The 20621-nt window shown below is 54.4% G+C and carries 22 protein-coding genes; 14 read left to right on the top strand and 8 right to left on the bottom strand.

The genetic code is table 11. From position 1 onward, the window contains the following. The 4 genes from F552_RS0109795 to F552_RS0109780 all read right to left on the bottom strand — a co-directional run bounded on the left by F552_RS0109795 (position 1) and on the right by F552_RS0109780 (position 2831). Positions 1-633 (bottom strand): L-threonylcarbamoyladenylate synthase, encoded by a 633-nt coding sequence (locus F552_RS0109795; protein WP_018151563.1) that lies wholly within the window; start codon positions 631-633, stop codon positions 1-3. Positions 634-844: 211 nt separating this feature from the next. Further along, positions 845-1735 carry a 3',5'-nucleoside bisphosphate phosphatase gene (locus F552_RS0109790; RefSeq protein ID WP_018151562.1) on the bottom strand — a complete coding sequence of 297 codons (891 nt, stop codon included), beginning with the start codon at positions 1733-1735 and terminating at the stop codon, positions 845-847. Then, positions 1732-2451 carry an LrgB family protein gene (locus F552_RS0109785; protein ID WP_018151561.1) on the bottom strand — a complete coding sequence of 240 codons (720 nt, stop codon included), beginning with the start codon at positions 2449-2451 and terminating at the stop codon, positions 1732-1734. Before F552_RS0109785 ends, F552_RS0109790 begins: the two co-directional genes overlap by 4 nt. Next, on the bottom strand, positions 2448-2831 hold the full coding sequence (locus F552_RS0109780; RefSeq protein ID WP_026182580.1) for a CidA/LrgA family protein: 384 nt from the start codon (positions 2829-2831) through the stop codon (positions 2448-2450). Before F552_RS0109780 ends, F552_RS0109785 begins: the two co-directional genes overlap by 4 nt. Between F552_RS0109780 and F552_RS0109775 the strand changes: the two genes are divergently transcribed. The 6 genes from F552_RS0109775 (at position 2812) to F552_RS0109750 (ending at position 7407) form a co-directional block, all read left to right on the top strand. Beyond that, complete coding sequence (locus tag F552_RS0109775; RefSeq protein WP_018151559.1) at positions 2812-3018, top strand: hypothetical protein; 207 nt, start codon at positions 2812-2814, stop codon at positions 3016-3018. The two genes, F552_RS0109780 and F552_RS0109775, sit on opposite strands and share 20 nt — an antisense overlap. A gap of 89 nt (positions 3019-3107) precedes the next feature. After that, positions 3108-4310: a PilT/PilU family type 4a pilus ATPase gene (locus tag F552_RS0109770; RefSeq protein WP_018151558.1), complete on the top strand. Its 1203-nt coding sequence runs from the start codon at positions 3108-3110 to the stop codon at positions 4308-4310. Between the two features lie 228 nt (positions 4311-4538). Then, positions 4539-4889, top strand: a complete 351-nt coding sequence (locus F552_RS0109765; RefSeq protein ID WP_018151557.1) for an ArsC family reductase — start codon at positions 4539-4541, stop codon at positions 4887-4889. Positions 4890-4948: 59 nt separating this feature from the next. Then, positions 4949-6091, top strand: a complete 1143-nt coding sequence (dapE, locus tag F552_RS0109760) for a succinyl-diaminopimelate desuccinylase (protein ID WP_018151556.1) — start codon at positions 4949-4951, stop codon at positions 6089-6091. A gap of 14 nt (positions 6092-6105) precedes the next feature. Beyond that, a complete protein-coding gene (prmB, locus tag F552_RS0109755; protein WP_018151555.1) occupies positions 6106-7011 on the top strand; it encodes a 50S ribosomal protein L3 N(5)-glutamine methyltransferase in 906 nt (301 codons plus the stop codon). Between the two features lie 132 nt (positions 7012-7143). Then, complete coding sequence (locus F552_RS0109750; RefSeq protein WP_018151554.1) at positions 7144-7407, top strand: TIGR02450 family Trp-rich protein; 264 nt, start codon at positions 7144-7146, stop codon at positions 7405-7407. 1 nt (position 7408) lies between these two features. Here the strand turns inward: F552_RS0109750 and F552_RS0109745 are convergent, their stop codons facing one another. Next, positions 7409-8668, bottom strand: coding sequence for an MFS transporter (locus F552_RS0109745; protein WP_026182578.1), 1260 nt, complete (start codon positions 8666-8668; stop codon positions 7409-7411). A gap of 120 nt (positions 8669-8788) precedes the next feature. Here F552_RS0109745 and F552_RS0109740 point away from each other — a divergent pair, with 120 nt between their 5' ends. The 3 genes from F552_RS0109740 (at position 8789) to F552_RS19020 (ending at position 10696) form a co-directional block, all read left to right on the top strand. Further along, positions 8789-9688 carry a LysR substrate-binding domain-containing protein gene (locus tag F552_RS0109740; RefSeq protein ID WP_018151552.1) on the top strand — a complete coding sequence of 300 codons (900 nt, stop codon included), beginning with the start codon at positions 8789-8791 and terminating at the stop codon, positions 9686-9688. Between the two features lie 32 nt (positions 9689-9720). After that, positions 9721-10251 (top strand): hypothetical protein, encoded by a 531-nt coding sequence (locus F552_RS0109735; RefSeq protein ID WP_211208257.1) that lies wholly within the window; start codon positions 9721-9723, stop codon positions 10249-10251. An 85-nt stretch (positions 10252-10336) separates the two neighbouring features. Next, on the top strand, positions 10337-10696 hold the full coding sequence (locus F552_RS19020; protein WP_033375239.1) for a GFA family protein: 360 nt from the start codon (positions 10337-10339) through the stop codon (positions 10694-10696). A gap of 87 nt (positions 10697-10783) precedes the next feature. Here the strand turns inward: F552_RS19020 and F552_RS0109725 are convergent, their stop codons facing one another. Further along, complete coding sequence (locus tag F552_RS0109725) at positions 10784-11272, bottom strand: M48 family metallopeptidase (protein ID WP_018151549.1); 489 nt, start codon at positions 11270-11272, stop codon at positions 10784-10786. A 373-nt stretch (positions 11273-11645) separates the two neighbouring features. On the opposite strand from F552_RS0109725, the gene F552_RS19015 reads away from it, so the two are divergent. The 5 genes from F552_RS19015 to F552_RS0109700 all read left to right on the top strand — a co-directional run bounded on the left by F552_RS19015 (position 11646) and on the right by F552_RS0109700 (position 17653). Beyond that, entirely contained in the window at positions 11646-12326 is a 681-nt protein-coding gene (locus tag F552_RS19015) for a TetR/AcrR family transcriptional regulator (protein ID WP_018151548.1), read from the top strand. Further along, entirely contained in the window at positions 12323-13432 is a 1110-nt protein-coding gene (locus tag F552_RS0109715; RefSeq protein ID WP_018151547.1) for an efflux RND transporter periplasmic adaptor subunit, read from the top strand. The genes F552_RS19015 and F552_RS0109715 overlap by 4 nt, the downstream gene beginning before the upstream one ends. A 1-nt stretch (position 13433) precedes the next feature. Further along, positions 13434-16487: an efflux RND transporter permease subunit gene (locus tag F552_RS0109710; protein ID WP_018151546.1), complete on the top strand. Its 3054-nt coding sequence runs from the start codon at positions 13434-13436 to the stop codon at positions 16485-16487. A gap of 178 nt (positions 16488-16665) precedes the next feature. Beyond that, the gene (locus tag F552_RS0109705; RefSeq protein WP_018151545.1) at positions 16666-17091 is read left to right on the top strand and encodes an organic hydroperoxide resistance protein; all 426 of its coding nucleotides are present in this window, start codon (positions 16666-16668) and stop codon (positions 17089-17091) included. Positions 17092-17194: 103 nt separating this feature from the next. Further along, complete coding sequence (locus F552_RS0109700) at positions 17195-17653, top strand: MarR family winged helix-turn-helix transcriptional regulator (RefSeq protein WP_018151544.1); 459 nt, start codon at positions 17195-17197, stop codon at positions 17651-17653. A gap of 209 nt (positions 17654-17862) precedes the next feature. On the opposite strand, the gene F552_RS0109695 is transcribed toward F552_RS0109700, so the two are convergent. Continuing rightward, positions 17863-18987: an ABC transporter ATP-binding protein gene (locus tag F552_RS0109695; protein ID WP_018151543.1), complete on the bottom strand. Its 1125-nt coding sequence runs from the start codon at positions 18985-18987 to the stop codon at positions 17863-17865. A 2-nt stretch (positions 18988-18989) separates the two neighbouring features. Then, a complete protein-coding gene (locus F552_RS0109690) occupies positions 18990-20621 on the bottom strand; it encodes an alpha-glucosidase family protein (protein ID WP_018151542.1) in 1632 nt (543 codons plus the stop codon).

Below are 20621 nucleotides of genomic sequence, written 5' to 3'. Positions count from 1 at the left end.
TTAGTCGACTGACAAGCCAAGCGGTTCGAGCGGCCCCTTGCCGGCACGAATCAGCTCTGGCGTACCTTCTGTGAGGTCTACAACGGTGGTTGGTTCCATACCGCAGAAACCGCCATCAATAATCAGGTCGACCTGATGCTCTAATGTACCGCGGATTTCATAGGGATCAAAAGGCGGATCTTCTTCGCCAGGGAGCAGCAAGGTGACGGACAACATCGGCTCACCCAGTTCTTCCAGCAGCGCCAGGGTGACGGGATGGTCTGGTACGCGCAGGCCGATGGTACTTTTCTTTGGGTGCATCAAGCGCTTGGGCACTTCTTTGGTCGCTTGCAGCAACAAGGTGTAGCTACCGGGCAAAATCGACTTTAACAGGCGATATTGCTGGTTATCCACCTTGGCATAGTTTGCAATGGCCGACAGGTCCGGACACACCAGCGTGAAGTGATGTTTGTCATCCAGCTGGCGGATACGGCGAATGCGCTCCAGCGCACTCTTGTCGCCCATATGGCAACCCAGCGCGTAGCAGGAATCCGTCGGGTAGACGATCACGCCGCCATTGCGCACAATATCAACAGCCTGCTTGATCAGCCGTGCTTGCGGATTATCGGGATGTATCTGAAAAAACTGTGACATGGGTCGTTGGTTACATGAGGGTTTGCTGTCTCGCCGTTCTTATGTTTGCCCTGCCGGTCTTTTTGTGACTGGCGGATAAACCGTGCGATCAACTGCCTGCATGTCTTTCAATGGGTTAGCAACAAGGGTTAATGGTCTGTCTCACCAGTATATCGACCGGCAGCTGCGTACTAAACCGGCGCGTTATTCAATCACTTCACGAAACAGACGACTAGTTTAGCAAATCCTGAGGCATCTCATCAGTCTCATCGACGACTTCATCTGGCAAGCCCACATGCAGTGCCTCCCAGATCGGCCTGCAATAGGATGGCAATGCAGGGAAAGTTCCCAAGTCCCCATAATGCCCGGTACCGTGGAAATCCGACCCAACCGAAGCCCAAAGGCCGAACTCTTCTGCCAGCCGGGCAAACCGTCCCACCAGATCCAGCGTATGGTTACTGGTGGCGACTTCAATACCGTCCCCACCAAAGCGGGTGAAGATTTCGATCAGTTCATGCATCTGCTTTTTGCCCATCTCGTAACGGCCGGGATGCGCGAGCACAGCCAAGCCACCCGCGGCATGTATCCATTCGATCGACTCGGGCAGACTGGCCCATATATGTGGCACATAGCCGGGTTTGCCGGGTACCAGAAATTTCTTGAACACGGCCTGCATGCTGCGGGCGTGGCCTTTATCGACCAGAAAACGGGCAAAATGCGCCCGCCCGATCATGTCTGCATTTTCGGCATACGGCAAGGCGCCTTCAAAAGCCCCGGTGATGCCAACCTTGGCCAAGCCTTCCGCCATCTTGCGGGCACGATCGGTGCGGCCACTACGAATATGCGCCAGGCCGTCACACAAAAGTGGCGTATCCGGATTCACCCCCAACCCGACGATGTGAAGCGTGTGCTTGCCCCAGTTCACTGATATCTCGACCCCGTTCACGAAGGTCATGCCCAGGGATTCTGCTTTCTCACGGGCAACAGCCAGGCCGCTTAGCTCGTCGTGATCCGTCAGCGCCAGTACCTTGACGCCACGGTCAAAGGCCCGCTGGACGACGTCCTGCGGCAGCAGCAGGCCATCGGAGATGGATGAATGGCAGTGAAAATCATATTGGTTCATACAACGCCTATCCAATGCAATAAGGGCGCCGCAATCCAGGCGGTCAGCGCCCCGTTGACCCCCATGGCCAGCCCGGCATAGGCACCCCGCTCCATGCTCTCTTGCAAGGCCTTGGCCGTTGCAAAACCATGGGATGCCGTCCCCATGGCGAGACCCGCGCCGTGGTCTTCATCCAGCCGCAACAATTTGAACATGGGTCTGGCCGCCAAGGCACCAAACGTACCGGTCAGCAGCACCATGGCTGCAGCCAGCGAGCCAGAGCCCCCCAACTGTTCGGCAAGTGCCATGGCAATGGGGGTGGTGGCGGATTTTGGCACCATGGACATGAGCGTTTCATGCGTCAGCCCGACCCAGCGCCCCAGAAACACAACCGAGAGAATGGCCACAATCCCACCCAGCAAAATACTGCCGATGATCGGCAGCCACATTTTGCGCAAATTCGGCAGCTGCGCATACAGCGGAATCGCCAGCGCCACCGTGGCCGGACCTAACAGAAAGTGAATGTACCTGGCCCCTTCAAAGTAGGCTTTGTAAGGTGTGCCGGTCAAGGTCAGAATGCTCACCAATAACACCACCGAGATGATGATCGGGTAGCTCCACATGGCCTTTTTGTTTAACTGATGGAAATAACAGGCAAAAATATACACCAGCAAAGTCAGGGTCAGCGTAATCAGGTACGGTGAAATGCCGGGAATCCATGCGTAGATGCCGCTCATGAACGTGCTCCGGAACCGTCGCCAGATGACGGGTTCATGCGTTTTACCCATCTGGACAAATAATGGTAAGACACCACGGTGACCATCATGGTCAGGAGGGTACTGACGACCAACACCAGAATGATACCCCACCCTTCTTTTTGCAAACGGGCACCGTGCTCCATGATGCCGACACCGGCAGGCACAAACAGCAAGGTCAGGTTTTGCAGTAATACATGGACGGTACCCGCAACTTCTTTGTCAGGGCCTTGCATCCAGACCAGCCAGAAGAACATCAGCATCATGCCGACGACCGGGCCGGGCACAGGCATATGCAGCAGTCGGACGGCACATTCGCCCAGCAGTTGCATCAGTAACAGAATGGCCATTGCCTTAGGCATGGAAACCTCATCAGAAAGCGCGAAACATCAAGCTGTATTTGGAACTGGCAATATCATGGCAAACGGGCATCAACCACCCGGAATTGCTGCATTGCGGCAGGCCTATTGTATCAGTTTCACCGGTTTAGCTGCGCAAATGGCCGATGCTTTTTCTGGTCTGGCGATTTATTGCGTCATGCTGCTGTGATACAGTGGCTCACAGACTCTGCAAGCGCGGCAACAGAATCGCCATGCGCTTGCCTACCTGCTTTTATTTCGGGATTTTTCAAGGCTGACATGGACATTACACCCATTCTGAAACTCATGGCCGAGCGCAAGGCATCGGATGTTTTCTTTTCGGCCAATACCACCATCCAGATCAAGATTGAAGGTGTGCTTCACCCTGTCAGCCAGCAGGTGCTAAGCGGTGATCAGGTCAAACGGGTGGCCTACCGACTGATGGATGCCGAACGCATCGCCCGCTTCGAAACCGATCTGGAAATGAACTTTGGTCATTATCTGGAAGGTACCGGTAATTTCCGGGTTAACGTCTTCCGACAGCGTGGCGATGTGGCCATTGTGATCCGTTACATCAAGGAAAAAGCCAGCACCATCGCTGACCTGAATCTGCCACCCGTGCTGGAAGAGCTGATCAGCTCTCGTCTGGGGATGATTCTGGTAGTGGGTTCTACGGGGAGCGGCAAGTCTACCACCCTGTCTTCCATGCTGGAATCCCGCAACCAGAGCAGGCCGGGGCATATCCTGACGGTAGAAGACCCGATCGAGTATGTGTTCAAGCACAACAAGTCCATGGTCAACCAGCGCGAGGTGGGCATTGATACCCACAGCTATAGCCATGCCTTGAAAAACGCCATGCGTGAAGCACCCGATGTGATGATGATTGGCGAAATCCGCGACCGGGAAACCATGCAGCATGCGCTGAATTACGCACAGGCGGGCCACCTGATTCTGTCTACGCTGCATGCCAACAACAGTTATCACGTGATGAACCGGATCATCAACTTCTTCCCGCACGAGGCCAGAAGCAGCCTGTTGCTGGATTTGTCTGTCTCGCTCAAGGCGGTGATTTCGCAGCGTCTGATCAAAGGGGTGGACGGAAAACTGGTGCCGGCGGTAGAAGTACTGCTAAACACCAACCGGATTGCAGAACTGATCCGGACAGGCCAGATCGACCTGATCAAGGAAGCGATGGAAAACAGCGTCTCGGAAGGGTCGCAAACCTTCGAGCAAGCACTGTTCCGTCTGTACAAAGACGGCAAAATCAGCCTGCAGGAAGCATTGTCTAACGCCGACAGTCCGACCAACCTGGCATGGCGCATCAATAACGATGACAAAGCCTACCAGAAGATGGAAGACGAACGTGGCGGCGGCGGTGGCAGTACGCCAGCTACACATTCAGCCGAGCAACCCAAATCCTCCCGGGATGAGGAGGTCACGTTTGACTTTGATTTGCACGTCAATAACGATGAACCAGACTGATTGTCAAGAAACAGTCCAGAGGACAATGCCACACAATATTGAGCAGACATTTGTTACGGAACCACACTGCATCTGGTCTGCCCTGTTTGTGCTTATTATTTGTGCTTGAGCGAAATGGCGTATCACATTATGATGCGCCCCAATTTGTGTCTTATCATTAGTAACGATTAGCATTTAGCCAGTACGCCTGATGCGGACGACTGGCCGCCCCCAGATACGGAACCCATCATGACCATTACCGTTTACGGCATCCCCAACTGCAATACCGTCAAGAAAGCCCGCGTATGGCTGGCAGATCATCAGATGGATGTCACGTTTCATGACTTTAAAAAACAAGGTGTCAGCGAAGCATTGCTGCGTGACTGGCTGAAGCACTTCCCATGGGAGAAACTGGTCAACCGTGCAGGTACAACCTGGCGCCAGCTAACTGATGAACAAAAAGCCGCTGTGACGGATGAGGCATCCGCCATTGCCCTGATGATGGAAAAGCCAAGTGTCATCAAACGCCCTGTCATCGTCACCGAACAGCATGCCTTGCTCGGTTTTGATGAAGCCGCCTACGCAAAAGCCTTTGCCTGACCCAAAGCACACCAACGCCTTACACTACCGCCAACCGAACACGATATAAAGAAGCCGCCATGAACCCGACGCAATTACTGACCGAACAACTGATCGCCTGCCATTCTGTCACCCCGGTGGATGGCGGCTGCCAGGACATGATGATCGAACGGCTGGAAGCCATTGGCTTTGTGGTGGAGCGTTTGCACAGCAACGGCGTGGACAACTTTTGGGCACGTCGCGGTACCAGCGGGCCGATTCTGTGTTTTGCCGGCCATACCGATGTGGTGCCAACCGGCCCGCTGACCGACTGGCATACAGACCCGTTTATCCCGACGGTTCAGGATGGTTACCTCTACGGACGAGGCGCAGCGGACATGAAAGCCTCACTGGCGGCTTTTGTCACCGCCATCGAACGCTTTGTGGCCGAAGAACCGCACCACAAAGGGTCGATTGCGCTACTGATTACTTCGGATGAAGAAGGCGTAGCCACCGATGGCACGGTGAAGATTGTGGACATGCTGGAAGCGCGTGGCGAGAAAATCAATTACTGCATCGTGGGCGAACCGACCTCCTCTGCGCAATGCGGCGACACCATCAAGAATGGCCGTCGTGGCTCCATGTCCGGCAATCTGGTGGTTAAAGGCATTCAAGGGCACATTGCCTACCCTCACCTGGCCAAAAACCCGATTCACCTGATTGCCCCTGCGCTGGCCGAACTGGCCGCTACCGAGTGGGACAAGGGCAATGACTACTTCCCGCCGACCAGCTGGCAGTCTTCCAACATCAAGGGCGGCACGGGTGCAACCAACATTATTCCGGGCACGGTCGAACTGATGTTCAACTTCCGCTTTTCTACCGAACAGACCGTGGCCAGTCTGCAAAAACGGGTGCATGACATTCTGGACAAACACCATCTGAATTATGACCTGGAGTGGAGCATTTCTGGCCAGCCGTTCTTTACCGCACCGGGCGAACTCTCTAACGCACTAACCATGGCCATTCAGGCAGAAACCGGGCTGACACCCGAGTTGTCGACCACGGGCGGTACATCTGATGGCCGCTTCATCGCACGGATCTGCAAGCAAGTGGTAGAATTCGGCCCTGTGAACGCCACCATTCATAAAATCAATGAATGTGTTGCGGTAGAAGACATTCCAAAACTGTCGAACATTTATCATGGTGCGCTGGTCCAGCTGCTGGGCAAGCACGCCAACGTCTAAGTCAGAAAGCCAACATGTTTACCGAAGCCAGCTTGCACCTGCGTACCATCAGAGACCTGATTCGTTTCTCTGTCAGCCGTTTTCAAGAAGCCGGGCTGGTTTTCGGGCATGGCACCACCAATGCACATGACGAAGCCAGTTATCTGGTCTTGCATACCCTGCATTTGCCGATTCATGACCTGGCACCGTACATTGACGCACGCCTGACTCCAACCGAAATCCGTACCGTACTGGATGTGATCCAGAAACGGGTAGAAACCCGCCAGCCAGCGGCCTACCTCACCAACGAGGCATGGCTGGGCAACTTCCGCTTTTATGTGGACGAACGGGTAATCGTACCGCGTTCTTTCATTGCAGAACTGCTGCAAGACCAGTTAAACCCCTGGATTGAAAACCCGGACGAAGTCGTCAGCGTGCTGGACATGTGTACCGGCTCTGGCTGTCTGGCGATTGTGGCGGCAGAAGTGTTCCCGAATGCAGAAGTCGATGCGGTGGATTTATCGGAAGATGCGTTGGCAGTGGCAGAAAAGAACGTGACCGACTATGGTCTGGAAAACCGCTTGCAGTTGATCCAGTCTGACTTGTTTACCGATGTACCGCACAAACTGTACGACCTGATCATCAGCAACCCGCCGTATGTCAATGCTGAGTCTGTAGATGCTCTCCCGCCAGAATACCTGCACGAGCCAGAACTGGCCTTGGGCAGTGGTGAAGACGGGCTGGATGCAACACGGGTGATTCTGGAAACAGCCAGTAGCTATCTGATCCCGGGTGGTTTGCTGGTGGTGGAAATCGGCTTTAATCGCGAAGATCTGGAAGCCAGTTACCCGGAACTACCCTTTACCTGGCTGGACACGGCCAGTGGTGACCAGTTTGTCTTCTTGCTGACCCGTGAAGACCTGATTAACGCCGGCTATTGATCTCTGATCTGCAAGATACGCCACAAGCTGCAAACAAAAAGCCGACCAGTGTGGTCGGCTTTTTGTTTGGTGACCGATGATGGACTGGGCATACAACCCTTCTCCCGCTAGCCATCGGCCGCATTCCGGCTTATGCTGAACCCACATTTTGCCAGCGAGACCTCTATGCCGGATACCCGTCGCCTGAACCCCAAAAAATTGCTGATGAGCAAATGGACTGCCGTTACCCCCCAACACAAGGAAAAACACTTTCTGGTGGTAACGCTGGTAGAGCCAGAGAATCCGGACTCACCGCCCGATATGATCGAGCTGGAAGCCATCTACTCCGGCAAGCGCTATACCATGCCATGGCAGGCACTGCTGGATCAAAACATCTGGCTTCAGGGCTGGCAATAACTCACGCCACTGGCAACGGCTGCAAACGGCGCAAGTGCAAGGCAATGCCGGTTGCTGCCAGCAAAATCACCAGCAACAGGCTAACCACCGCTGTCCAGTGGCCCACGCCCCACATCATGCCGGAGACTGTGCCCAGACTACTGGAACCCAGATAGTAGAAGAACAGGTACATGGCCGACGCCAGGGCTCGCGCCTTGACGACGCGGCGCCCAACCCAGCTGCTGGCTACCGAATGTGCACCAAAGAAGCCAAACGTAAATACCCCTACCCCGACCATCACCCAGGCCAGTTGATCTGACAGCGTCAGCAACAAGCCGGCCACCATCAATAAAGGCATCAGCCATAGTACATTGCGGCGCCCGACACGGTCCGCCCAGCGGCCAGACCAGGTAGAACCCACCATGCCCAGAATGTATAAGGTAAACACCAAGCCAATCTGCCCGTGCGACAGCCCGAACGGTGCAGCCGCCAGACGATACGCCAGATAGTTGTACAGACTGACAAAACAACCCATCAGGGTAAAAGACACGGCAAACAGCCAGCGCAGTCCGGGGTCTTTAAAGTGCATCTGCACGTCCTGCACAAACTGTCGTGCATCAATGGCTGCCGGTTTGAAATGACGGGAAGGCGGCAGGAATTTCCAGAACAGCACCGCAGCCACCATGCCGATGCCGCCCAGCACCCCGACGGCCACCTGCCAGCCATACATGCCGGCCAGGGCAGAAGACAAGAAGCGTGCCCCCATGCCACCCAGCGCACTCCCGGCAATATACAGCCCCATGGACTGGCCAAGAGATTGAGGCTCGATTTCTTCACTCAGATAGGCCATGGCTGCGGCAGGCAAGCCGGCCATGGCGATGCCCAGCAAAGCCCGCAGAACCAGTAACTGGCCAAACGAATCAGCAAAAGCCGCCAGCAAGGTCAGGATGGCAGACAACGCCAGCGCGGCGTTCATCAAGGGTTTACGGCCAAACCGGTCTGCCGCCAGACTGGCAGGAATCAGTGACAGCGCCAGTGCCCCGGTAGAAGCAGACACCACACCGCTGGCTTGGGCGGGAGACAGATCAAACGCTTGCGAGAACACCAGCATCAGCGGCTGAAAACCGTACAACAAGGCAAAAGTCGAAAACCCGCCAAAAAACATGGCGCCATTGGCGCGCCGGTACGCAGCGGTACCTGCCTGATGCTTGCCGGCAATGTCGGACGATGGTGTTGGAGCATGGATAATCATTGCATTAAGGGTACAAGAACTGGATGGCATGGCAAACCTGCTTTCTGTATCTTGTGTGGATGAGATGATATTAGGCTCGCGTTTATTAGTCGTCCAATATATATTTAAGTCATTATTTATATTTTTAAAGTATTAATAAGGCAAATCGCCATGGAACTAAGACACTTGCGCTACTTTGTGGCAGTGGCAGAAGAACTGCACTTTAGCCGGGCAGCAGAAAAGCTGCACATTGGCCAGCCACCGCTTAGCCAGCAAATACAGGCACTAGAGCAGGAAATCGGTACCCCGCTGTTTGAACGCAGCAAGCGGCATGTCGCACTAACACCCGCGGGTAAGCACTTTCTTGCCCAGGCCCGGCAAATACTCGCCAACGCAGAATCCGCCAGCCAGGAAGCCAGGCGGATTGGTCTGGGGGAAGCTGGAGAACTGCGGATCGGCTTTACGTCTTCGCTCCCCTTTAGCAACCTGCTACCGCGGGTTATCCACGCCTACCGGCAGCAATTTGCGGATGTACGCCTGACACTACGGGAGATGTTTACGCTGGACCAATACCAAGCATTGCAGCAAGACAAGCTGGATGTAGGCTTTGTCCGCTTTACCGGCCTTGATGCTCCGACGGGTATCTCGCTCAAGGAAATTGGCCGCGACCAGTTAAGGCTGGTGGTACACGACAGCCACCCGCTGGCCCGCCAAGCCAGTATCCGCATGGCAGACCTGCAAGATGAACCCTTTATTTGCTACCCGCCCGGCACTGGCTCCGGGCTAAGAAACCTCATCCGCCGCCTGTGCCTGCAAGCCGGCTTCGAGCCCCGCATCACCCAGGAAGCCCGCGAAGCCACCACCCAGATCGGCCTGGTCGCCGCCGGTGTCGGCGTCTCCCTGCTGCCTTCCCCGCTATCCTGTGTGCAGATACCGCATGTCTGCTATATACCGATAGACAATCCGGATGCCTATCTGGCCATGGGCCTGGCCACATGGGAAAAATCCAGCGCCGCCCATTTGCAGCATTTTTTGGCAGAGATAGAGGCGCAGGTTGAGAATGAAAAGTAGTGAAGATACAAAACGGCTTTTGACATTAAAGATTGGGAGCAGTAAATACGTTTCAGTATAATCATTTCAAATTAACTCAATTATTTTCTAAATCGATGGCTACACAGGCAGAGAAGTATCATTTGGCAATGGCGGGAGAGTATTTTGTTGCCGCCCAACTACAGCGTTTGAATATTGCGGCCTCTGTTACCTATGGAAATGCAAAAAGTGCGGATGTAGTTGCATTCTCTAGTTCATCCGAACGTGCTGTTCTTATCGAAGTCAAAAGCACGTCAAAACCGAAATGGGTTGTTGGCGGAAGAGTGCCTCATCCTGCAGACAAACCTTGGGTTTTTGTGTTGATTCCTGAGCTGAATGATGCGCCTCCAAGATTCTTCATTCTCACCCAAACAGAATTGCACAACATACTTGCACCATTAGATGCTGCTTATGATCAGCGCTATAAGGAAAAGCACGGGGTAGAATATGGTGATAGGCCTGGTGTAATTAATCTTACTCGTTCGCAGGCAGAACCCTTTGAAAACAATTGGGAAAAGATCGTCAGCCAACTCAAGACTGAATAAACGTATTGCGACTTTTAGCATAAGCAAATGCAGCCATTCAGCTCTTTGCTAATAGCAATCATGTGATCGACACCGAGGAGACCAAATGCATCAAGGCTCATGCCACTGTGGCGCAGTACGTTTGACACTACCGTCTACGCCGGAAGTGGCTACGGATTGCAACTGCTCGCTTTGCCGGCGGATTGGCGGGCCTTGGGTGTATTTTGAGTTCGGCACGGTCAAGATTGAGGGGCATCCCGAACACACAGCCGAGTACATTTGGGGTGACAAGACGCTACGGACGATTCATTGCAAGCTATGCGGGTGTGTCACGCATTGGGAGCCATTGAATCCGACCCCAGGGGTCAAACATGGTATCAATCTGGGGAACTTTGACCCTGCACTGATTGCCTCAGTCCGGGTCCGGCGCTTTGATGGTGCAGATACATGGACGTTTCTGGACTAAAGACGTCAATCAAAGCTCTTTCCTGCGGTTTATTTATGCAGAATTGACCACCTTTCAACGCGCTAATCGGCTATCAACCCGCCCCAGCTAAGCATCCAGCAAAGTCAAATACAACCGCAGATCAAACTCGATCTGGTGATAGCCGGGCAGCATGTGCTCGCAAAGCTTGTAAAAGGCTTTGCCATGCTCCTTTTCTTTGAAGTGGGCCAGTTCGTGCACCACAATCATTTCCAGAAACTCTGGCGCGGCTTGCCGAAACAGCGAAGCAATGCGGATTTCTTTTTTGGTTTTCAGCCGGCTGCCCTGCACGCGCGACGCAGTGGTATGCAACCCGAGGGCGTGATGTGTCAGACCCAGGGTGCTGTCAAAATAGACTTTGTCGATGGGTGGTGCATTTTTCAGGTAGGTTTGTTTCAGGTTATTGGCGTAATCATACAGGGCGCGGTCGCTCTGAATTTGGTGCGTTGCCGGATAGCGTTGCGCGAGGTATGGCTTTAGTTTGTCCTCTTCGACCAGTTTCTGCACTTGCTGCAGCAGGTGTGGCGGGTATCCGGTCAGGTATTTTAAATGAGACATTCTGATCTTGGCATTTTGGGGTGAGCGTGGAGTGTACCAAGATTAACCGGATACTTCATGTGTGAACCTGTGTGAAGAGTCTTGTATGTGTACCTTTAGGGTGTTGCTTTGGCAGATATTGCTACGCTCCATTCATTGCCCTGCCTTGCTGGTTTTATTTTCTGGTTCCATTTCCCATGCGGCTGACAGGCTTTGCCTGCCACTTCATGACATATAACTTGGCTTGACTCTTGTAGAGGTATCCCTTAAAGTGCAATAAATAAATAACCGGTTATTTATTTATTGATGATTCTGGTGTGACAGTGCGGGCATACACAAGCACTTAACCAGCCAAAACATCATGTACCGGCATTGAATGAACTCAGGAAGAACAATGACAAGTGACGGATTATCCTCCCTGTGCCCTAGCCGCTGGGTACGCCGCAAAGATGCCAGGCCTTCTGAATTGATGGAGGCTGCGCTGGCGCTATTTTCTGAGAAAGGCTTTGCTGCCACGCGGATGGAAGATATTGCCCAAAAAGCCGGGGTCACCAAGGGGACCACCTACCGGTATTTTGCCAGCAAGGAAGACTTGTTTTGCGAAATCATCAAAACGGATATTGAACCGCGCCTGCAAGAATTGCTGAGCCTGTCTGAAAGTGCCCCGAACATGCCTGTTCTCGGGCTACTGGCACAAATTGCGCACCACTGGCGGATTACCGTGCTGGAAACCAGAAGCTCGGCCATCATGAAGCTGATGATTGCGGAAGGCGGCAACTTCCCGGATGTGGCCAACTACTATGAAACCAAAGTGTTGATCCCCATTACGCAATACCTGGAATCGCTGATCCGCACGGGTATTGCCCGTGGGGAGATCAGGGAGGTCGATCCGCAAGATGCGACGCATTTGCTGATGTCGCCGATGGTCTATGCGGTGGTCAAGAAGCATTGCTTTTCGGATGTTTTCCAGATCGATTACAAGCAATACATCAATACCATGCTGGATATCATGACCGAGGGACTAAAAAAGCCTGTGGAACCCCAGCCCTTGCCAACCGAAGGAAACACCCCATGAAGCCGTCTGCCATAACTCATCCCCTGCCCGTTCCTTTTTCCAGTCTCGTTGTGGCTGGCATGACTGTTCTTGGGTTGGCAGCTTGTACCAAAGAAACCCCGCAAGCGGCCTGGCAAGATATACGGCAAGTCAAACTGATGGCAGTACAAACTGCGCCGGCAGAGAATCTGCTGGTGTTGCCCGGCGAAGTACATGCGGCAACAGAAACCCCGCTTGCCTTCCGGGTAAGCGGTAAGGTGAGTGAAAAATCTGTCAGGCTGGGTGATGCGGTCAAGGCGGGCCAATTAATTGCCAGACTGGATGCCAGTGATTACCAAGCCGGCAGCAGCGCTGCCAACGCTCAGGTGACGGCAGCTGCGGCAGAACGTAGCCAGAACGGTAAAGATCTGGTGCGTTATAAAGCGCTGCTGGACAAGGGGTTTATCAGCCCTGCCGAATTTGAGCGCCGTAAAACCCTGCTCGACACCAGCAATGCGCAGCTGGACCAAACCATGGCCAATGCCAGAACGAGCCAGAACCAGGCTGGCTATACCAGTCTGAAAGCAGAATACGACGGGGTAATCAGCCAGCTGAACCTGGAGCCCGGGCAGGTGGTGGCGGCGGGTCAGGTCATTGGCAAATTGTCTGCCACAGGGGCAAAAACCTTGTGGATCAGCATCCCGGAAAACCGGTTGGCTGACGTAAAGACAGCACCGGGTCTGACCATCAAAATCAATGCCTTGGGCAATACAGCTTGGGCGGGTGTACTCAGCGAGGTGTCGCCAGAAGCGGATAGCACTACCCGCACCTTTACGGCCAAAGTCCGCCTGCCAGATGCGGCGCCTGCCGAGGCCGGCATGACGGGAGAAGTACGCATTCAAGCACGTCAGCCTGGCAGTTTGCCGGTTATCCCACTCACGGCACTGTTTAATGGCGGTAATGGGCAAGGGGTATGGACCTACAACACCCAGACCCGGCAGGTGCATTTTGTCAGCATCAAGACAGCTGGCGTAAACAAAGACATGGTACAGGTCCAGTCTGGCTTGCAGAATGGCCAGCTGATTGTGGTAGCAGGCGCCAACCTGCTGCATGAGGGGCAAAAAGTGCGTCCGGCAGAGGACATCTGACATGAAAAACTTCAACCTGTCGGCGATCGCGCTGCGCAACAAGACGCTGGTGCTGTATTTCATGCTGGTGTTCATGCTGGCCGGGGCGATCACGTTTGGCAAACTGGGTCAGAAAGAAGACCCGGAGTTTACCTTTCGGCTGATGATTGTCCGTGCCATCTGGCCTGGTGCCACAGCGGATGAAATGCAGAATCAGGTGCTCGACAAGATCGAGCGCAAACTTCAGGAAACGCCCTATCTGAAATCGGTCCGCTCTTTTGCCAAACCAGGGGAGAGCCTGTCGTTCATTGAAGTGCGCGGGGACACCCCGCCCAAAGAGGTGGCGGATATCTGGTACAAGGTCCGGCGCAACGTGGGTGATATCCGGCACACCCTGCCAGAAGGTGTGCAAGGGCCGTTCTTTAACGATGAATTCGGCGATACCTTTGGCTCTATCTATGCGTTTACTGGTAAAGGTTACAGCATGGAAGAGCTGCGTAAATATGCAGACCGCTCCCGACAGGAGATTCTGGGTATTCCTGCGGTCAAGAAAGTCGAAATGATTGGCATCCAGCCTGAAACCATTTACGTGGATTTAAGCAGCAGCAAGCTGGCCACGCTGGGGATAGACCCGCAATTGGTGGCCAGCGTGCTGACCCGGCAAAACGGGGTGCAGCCTGCCGGCTTTATCGAAGAAGGCATGGACAGACTGAACCTGCGGGTATCTGGCAGCCTGACCAGTGTCGATAGCGTAGCCAATACCCCCCTGACGGTTGCAGGCCGGACTTTACGGCTTGGGGATATTGCAACGGTGCATCGCGGCTACCAGAACCCTAAAACCTATGAGTTTCAATATCAGGGCCAGCCTGGCATTGCGCTGGCAGTGGCCATGGCCAAAGGGGGCGATGTCATCAAGCTGGGGGAATCCTTGCAGCAAACATTGGCGCATATCAGCCAGCAACTCCCGCTTGGGGTAGAGGTGCATCAGGTCTCCAACCAGCCGCTGGTGGTACAGAATGCCGTGCATGAATTCATGAAATCGCTCGGAGAAGCGGTAGCCATTGTGCTGGTGGTCAGTTTTGTTGCATTGGGGCTCAGAGAAGGCATTGTGGTTGCGCTGTCTATCCCGCTGGTGCTGGCCATGACGTTTGTCGGCATGTATATCTTTGATATTGACCTGCAACGGATTTCGCTGGGGGCGCTGATTATTGCCCTGGGCCTGCTGGTGGATGATGCCATCATTGCGGTAGAAATGATGGCCGCCAAGCTGGAACAAGGCTACGACCGGATCACGGCCGCCACCTTCGCCTATACAGCAACGGCATTCCCGATGCTCACCGGTACCCTCATTACCGTGGCCGGCTTTTTACCGGTCGGGCTCGCCAAATCGGCCGCGGGTGAATACACCTTCAGTATTTTTGCCGTGGTAGGCATTGCGCTGGTGATCTCCTGGATTGTTGCGGTCATTTTTACACCGTACCTCGGTTACAAGTTGCTGCCGGAACGCAAAGCGAATGATCACCATGCCGACGTCTATCAGAAGCCATTTTATCGCCGCTTCCGGGTACTGCTGGCATGGTGTCTGACGCATCGCAAAACCGTGATCTCGATCACCTTGCTGATTTTTGTGGCCAGCATCATGGGGTTCAAGTACGTGCCCAAACAGTTCTTCCCCAGTTCTAACCGCCTGGAGCTGATGGTAGATCTGTGGCTCCCGGAAGGCAGCTCTCAGACGGCCACAGAACAGCAAGCCCGCTTGTTGCAAGAGCACCTGAAAAACAACCCGCACATCGAAAATGTGACGGCGTATATCGGCCAGGGCAGTCCGCGTTTTTACCTGCCGCTCAATCAGGAGCTGTTTAGCGCCAACTATGCCCAGCTCATGATCATGACCAAATCGCTGGAAGACCGTGAGGCACTGCTGGCACAGCTGAATGAACTGTTTGAAAAGCGCATGCCAGCGGTACGCGGGCGCGCCATCCGGCTGGAAAACGGCCCGCCAGTGGGGTATCCCGTGCAGTTCCGCATCAACGGGCCGGATGAAAACAAGGTAAGACGCATTGCCTACCAGATAGCCAGCATCATGCGCGCCAACCCCAATACGCGCCATGTGAATCTGGATATCAATGGTCAGGCTAAAATCCTGAACATCAAGGTGGATCAGGACAAAGCACGTGCCTTGGGTGTGTCTACTGCGGGGGTGTCTCAGACATTGAACATGATGCTGGCCGGGGAAACCCTCTCCCATTACCGTGAAGGCGACCAGAGTATCGATATTGTGGCGCGCCTGGACAAGCAGGAATCGCCGGATACAGCACGGCTGGCGGATCTGCCCATCAGTACCGCCAGTGGCAAAACCGTGCCTTTATCGCAGATTGCCAGCGTGACATTAGGGTATGAAGAAGGCACCATCTGGCGCAGAAACCGGATTCCGGAAATCAGCGTACGTGCCGATATTGCAGATGGCCTGCAAGCACCTGATGTGTCTGACCAGATTGAACCAAAGCTGCGTGAACTGGAAAAAACACTCCCGGCCGGTTACAAAATCGACTTGGGCGGCAGCAAGGAAAGTAGCGGAGAATCCCAAGACTCGATTGCAGCCGTCATGCCCTTGATGCTGTTTGCCGTTGTCACCCTGCTAATGCTGCAGCTCAGGAGCTTCTCGCGCATGTTCCTGGTGCTGCTGACGGCACCGCTCGGCCTGATTGGTGTCACGCTGGTGTTGCTGGTTTTCCAGCAGCCATTCGGTTTTGTCGCCAACCTTGGCGTCATTGCCCTGGCGGGGATGATCATGCGTAACTCGGTGATTCTGGTTGACCAGATAGAGCATGACATCCATGAAGGAATGGCCCCCTGGACGGCCATTATCGAATCGACCGTGCGGCGCTTCCGGCCCATCATGCTGACAGCACTGGCGGCCATTCTGGCCATGATCCCGCTCACCCACAGCATTTTCTGGGGTCCGATGGCGTATGCCATCATGGGCGGACTACTGGTAGCCACCATTCTGACGCTCTTGTTCCTGCCGGCCCTGTATGCAGTCTGGTTCCGGGTCAAGCCAGTTCCTGCAGTCTGACCCCCCTCTTCTACCCCGGCCCATGCCGGGGTATTTTTTACCTCTTCTAACATTACACAATTTATTTGTTGATATTTGTATTGTGTACAATTTAATTGTTTGATATATTTCATCCATCGCAACCGCGACTTCGGGCAAACCGTTAGCCTCACTCACTTACACAGACAGGATATTGACCATGAGCATTCAGACACTTTACACCGCAAACGTAACCGCAACCGGTGGCCGTGAAGGCCGGGTTGTTGCAGATGATGGCAAACTGGACGTTGCATTGGCCTTGCCAAAAGCATTGGGCGGGCCAGGCGGAGAAGCCACCAATCCGGAACAACTGTTTGCCGCTGGTTATGCCGCGTGTTTTGAATCAGCCATCCGCTTTGTGGCCAGAGAACAGAAAATCGCCATCACCGCTTCTTCTGTCACCGCCACGGTTGGCGTTGGTCCGCGTGCAGCGGGTGGTTTTGGCATTACGGCCGCACTGACGGTGTCTTTGCCAGGCCTGGAAAAATCCGTGGCCCAAGCCCTGGCAGACCGGGCTCATCAGGATATTTGCCCTTACTCTCACGCTACCCGTGGCAATGTCGATGTCAAGATTGAAGTCATCTAAGCACATTGCCGGTTCAAGCTGATTCTTTAATGTGGCAACCCGGGTTGCCAGCCTGGGGCAAGCATCCGTAAAATGGACGCTTGCCCTTTATTGCAAGCCATTCATGAACCCTGATGATCTGTTAAAACTGGATGCCCAGCTGTGCTTTCGCCTCTATGCGGCGTCTCGGGCAATGACACGTACGTACCAGCCCCTGCTGGCGGGTCTGGACCTGACCTACCCGCAATATCTGGTGATGCTGGTGCTGTGGGAGAAAGACGATATTACCGTCAAGCAGATTGGCGAGAAGCTGGCGCTGGATTCCGGCACCCTTACCCCGCTGCTGAAACGCCTGGAGCACTCCGGGTTTATCATCCGCCAGCGCCGGGCAGAGAACGAACGCGAAGTTCGCATCTTGTTGACCAGTACCGGCCGCAACCTGAAAGAAAAAGCCAAACCGATCCCGGCACAGATGTTTGAACACTTCGGGATTACGCTAGAAGAAATTACCGAGCTAAAGCGCTTGCTGGACCAGATTACCGGCAGTGCCTGCTCGCCGGAGAACCCGGCCTCTTCGTGCTAGACAGCCTGTGATGAACCCCGCAAAGTTCAGCCTTGGGGTTTGGGGATAGCAGAAAGCGCCCCTGATGAATCCGGGCGCGTCAGCCGCATCTTTACCAAATCCCCTCTCTCTTTAGATACCCATGCCCTGCATGATTATCAGCAGTGAAATATCCGAAAAACCAGCCCGACTTTGAGGCGGGCCGGTTTTCTGGCAAGCACATCCGTTGGTCAGGCTGCCTGGCGTACACTCCCCAATAACCTTGGCAGTGCCACATCATTACCATCAAACAGATGCAGGCTGGTGGCGGGAAGGTTGAAGCGTAGCAGCGAGCCAATCTCAATGTCCTGGTGCGCGCTCTTGGCAACAAGCGGCTGACGGGAGAGTTCAGTTTCCAGGTACACATAGGCATGCTCGCCCAAATACTCTACATGGGCCACGTTCCCCGTGAGCGAACCGCTGCCAAGCTCGATATGCTCGGGACGAATCCCTAGCGTGACCTTGTCCCCTGCCTTCAGTGCCCCAGGGGCGACAGCAGCATTGATCTGGTGTTCAGCCACTGCCGTGACGATGCCATCACTGGCCAGCGCCGCCACCTCTCCTGCAATAAAATTCATCGAAGGTGAACCGATAAAACTGGCGACAAACCGGTTGGCAGGATGGTGATAAAGCTCAAGTGGCGTTCCAACCTGGGCGATACTGACCATGTGCTCCTGTCCGGCAAGCGGACGTAAAAGGACGATCTTATCGGCCAGCGTCATCGCTTCTACCTGATCATGGGTCACGTAGATCATGCTGGTGGTGTTGAGCGCGCGGTGCAGCTTGGCGATCTCTACCCGGGTCTTCACCCGTAGGGTGGCATCCAGGTTGGACAACGGTTCGTCAAACAAAAAAACTTTGGGCTTGCGCACAATCGCACGACCAATCGCCACTCGCTGGCGCTGACCACCAGAGAGCGCGCCAGGCTTGCGTTCCAGCAGTGGTGTCAGGTGCAGTGTTTCTGCGGCGGCAGCCACCCGTTTGTCGATTTCGGCCGTTAGCAGTTTCTGATGTTTCAGGCCAAATTCCAGGTTTTGCTTCACTGTCATGTGTGGATAGAGGGCATAGCTCTGGAAGACCATGGCCACATCCCGCTTGGCCGGCTCCAGATGATTGACGCGGACGCCATCGATACGGATATCCCCTTCACTTGGGTCTTCCAGGCCTGCAATGATGCGTAGCAAGGTTGATTTTCCACAACCCGATGGTCCAATGAAAACGCAAAACTCCCCCTGCTCGATGCTCAGGTCTACTCCTGAAAGCACCGATGTACTGCCAAATCCTTTCTGGATACCGGATAACTGGATCGCACACATGTTTATACTCCTTCCTTGATGCGGGCAAAGCATGCCTGCAATGGGGGTAGCCCAACCACACTGTGACCAGCATGAGACTGGAAACTGGTCTGGCTGAGCGTTTCCAGGTTCAGATCATAAGGCAGCTCGTAACGGGCAGGACGATCAGAAAAGTTGAATGCACACAGGATGCGCTCGCCCTGATACTCACGTTCAAATGCAAAAACCTGCTCGTGTGCCGGTAGCAAGCGTAATCCGCCAAAGCGCAGTGCCGGGTAAGCACGCCGCCATTCGATCAGATGCCTGTAAAATGCCAGGGTCGAGCCGGCCTGCATTTCCTGGTTGGCCACGGCCCGTTCGATATGCTCTGCCGCGACTGGTAACCAGGGGTCTCCCTCACTGAAACCGCCATTGGTACTGGCATCCCATGCCATGGGTGTTCGGCAGCCATCGCGTCCTTTATATTCTGGCCACATGACTTTTCCATAAGGGTCCTGCAGTAATTCGAACGGTACGTCAGCCTCTGGTAGCGCCAATTCCTCTCCCTGATACAGGCATACGGCACCTGGTAAGGCCAGCAGGAAGGCCAACAGCAAACGTGCCCGTTCTTCTGTCGATCCGCCAAGCTGTTCCCAGCGACTCACCACACGCGGTACATCATGGTTGCCGAGCGACCAGCAGGCGTAGGCATCTCCTGCTTCTGCCAGAAAATCGGTCATGACGCGGTGCAGGTAAGGTGCACTACATTCCTCGGTCAGCAGCGTAAACACATAGGCCATATGCAGGTGCTGGTCACCGCGGGTATAAGCTGCCAGCGTTGGGTACTGCAGGTCATCACCGATTTCCCCAACCGTCATGGCGCCCGGATACTGATTGATCAACTCCCGCAAACGGGCCAGAAACACCAGATTCTGAGGTTGGGTCTTGTCATACAGGTGGCGCTGGTAGGTATACGGGTTGCTGCGTGGCGCGCCCGGGCTTTCCATTTCTCTTGGCAGTGGCGGGTTATTGCGCAACTCAGGGTCATGGGTACCGAAATTGATCGCATCCAGACGAAAGCCGTCTACGCCACGGTCTAGCCAGAACCGTGCGACATCCAGCAATGCATCCTGCACGTCTTTATTGTGAAAGTTCAGGTCAGGCTGGCTGGCCAGAAAATTGTGCAGATAATATTGCAGGCGCCGGGTATCCCATTGCCAGGATGAACCGCCAAACACGCTCAGCCAGTTGTTAGGTGGACTCCCATCCGCTTGGGCATCAGCCCACACATACCAGTCACTGCGCGGGTTATCGCGGCTGGCGCGGCTCTCCTGAAACCAGGCGTGCTGGTCGGATGTATGGCTTAAGACCAGATCAATCAGCACTTTCAAACCCAGTGCATGGGCACGCGCCACCAGCGCATCAAAGTCGGCCAGATCACCAAACATCGGGTCAACACTGCGATAATCGGATACGTCGTACCCGAAATCAGCCATCGGGCTCTTGAAAAACGGAGAAATCCAAACAGCCTCAGCCCCCAAACGGGCGATATGCTCCAGCCGCCCGGTGATACCGGGTAAATCGCCAATCCCGTCGCCATTGGTATCCTGAAAACTGCGCGGATACACCTGATAAATCAGCGCACCGCGCCACCATTCATTTTGCTGCTTATCCAT

It is taken from the genome of Leeia oryzae DSM 17879 (assembly GCF_000376945.1).
GTDB classification, from domain to species: domain Bacteria; phylum Pseudomonadota; class Gammaproteobacteria; order Burkholderiales; family Leeiaceae; genus Leeia; species Leeia oryzae.
Note: the sequence above shows the minus strand (reverse complement) of the source record. Positions and strands in the feature narration are given on the sequence as shown.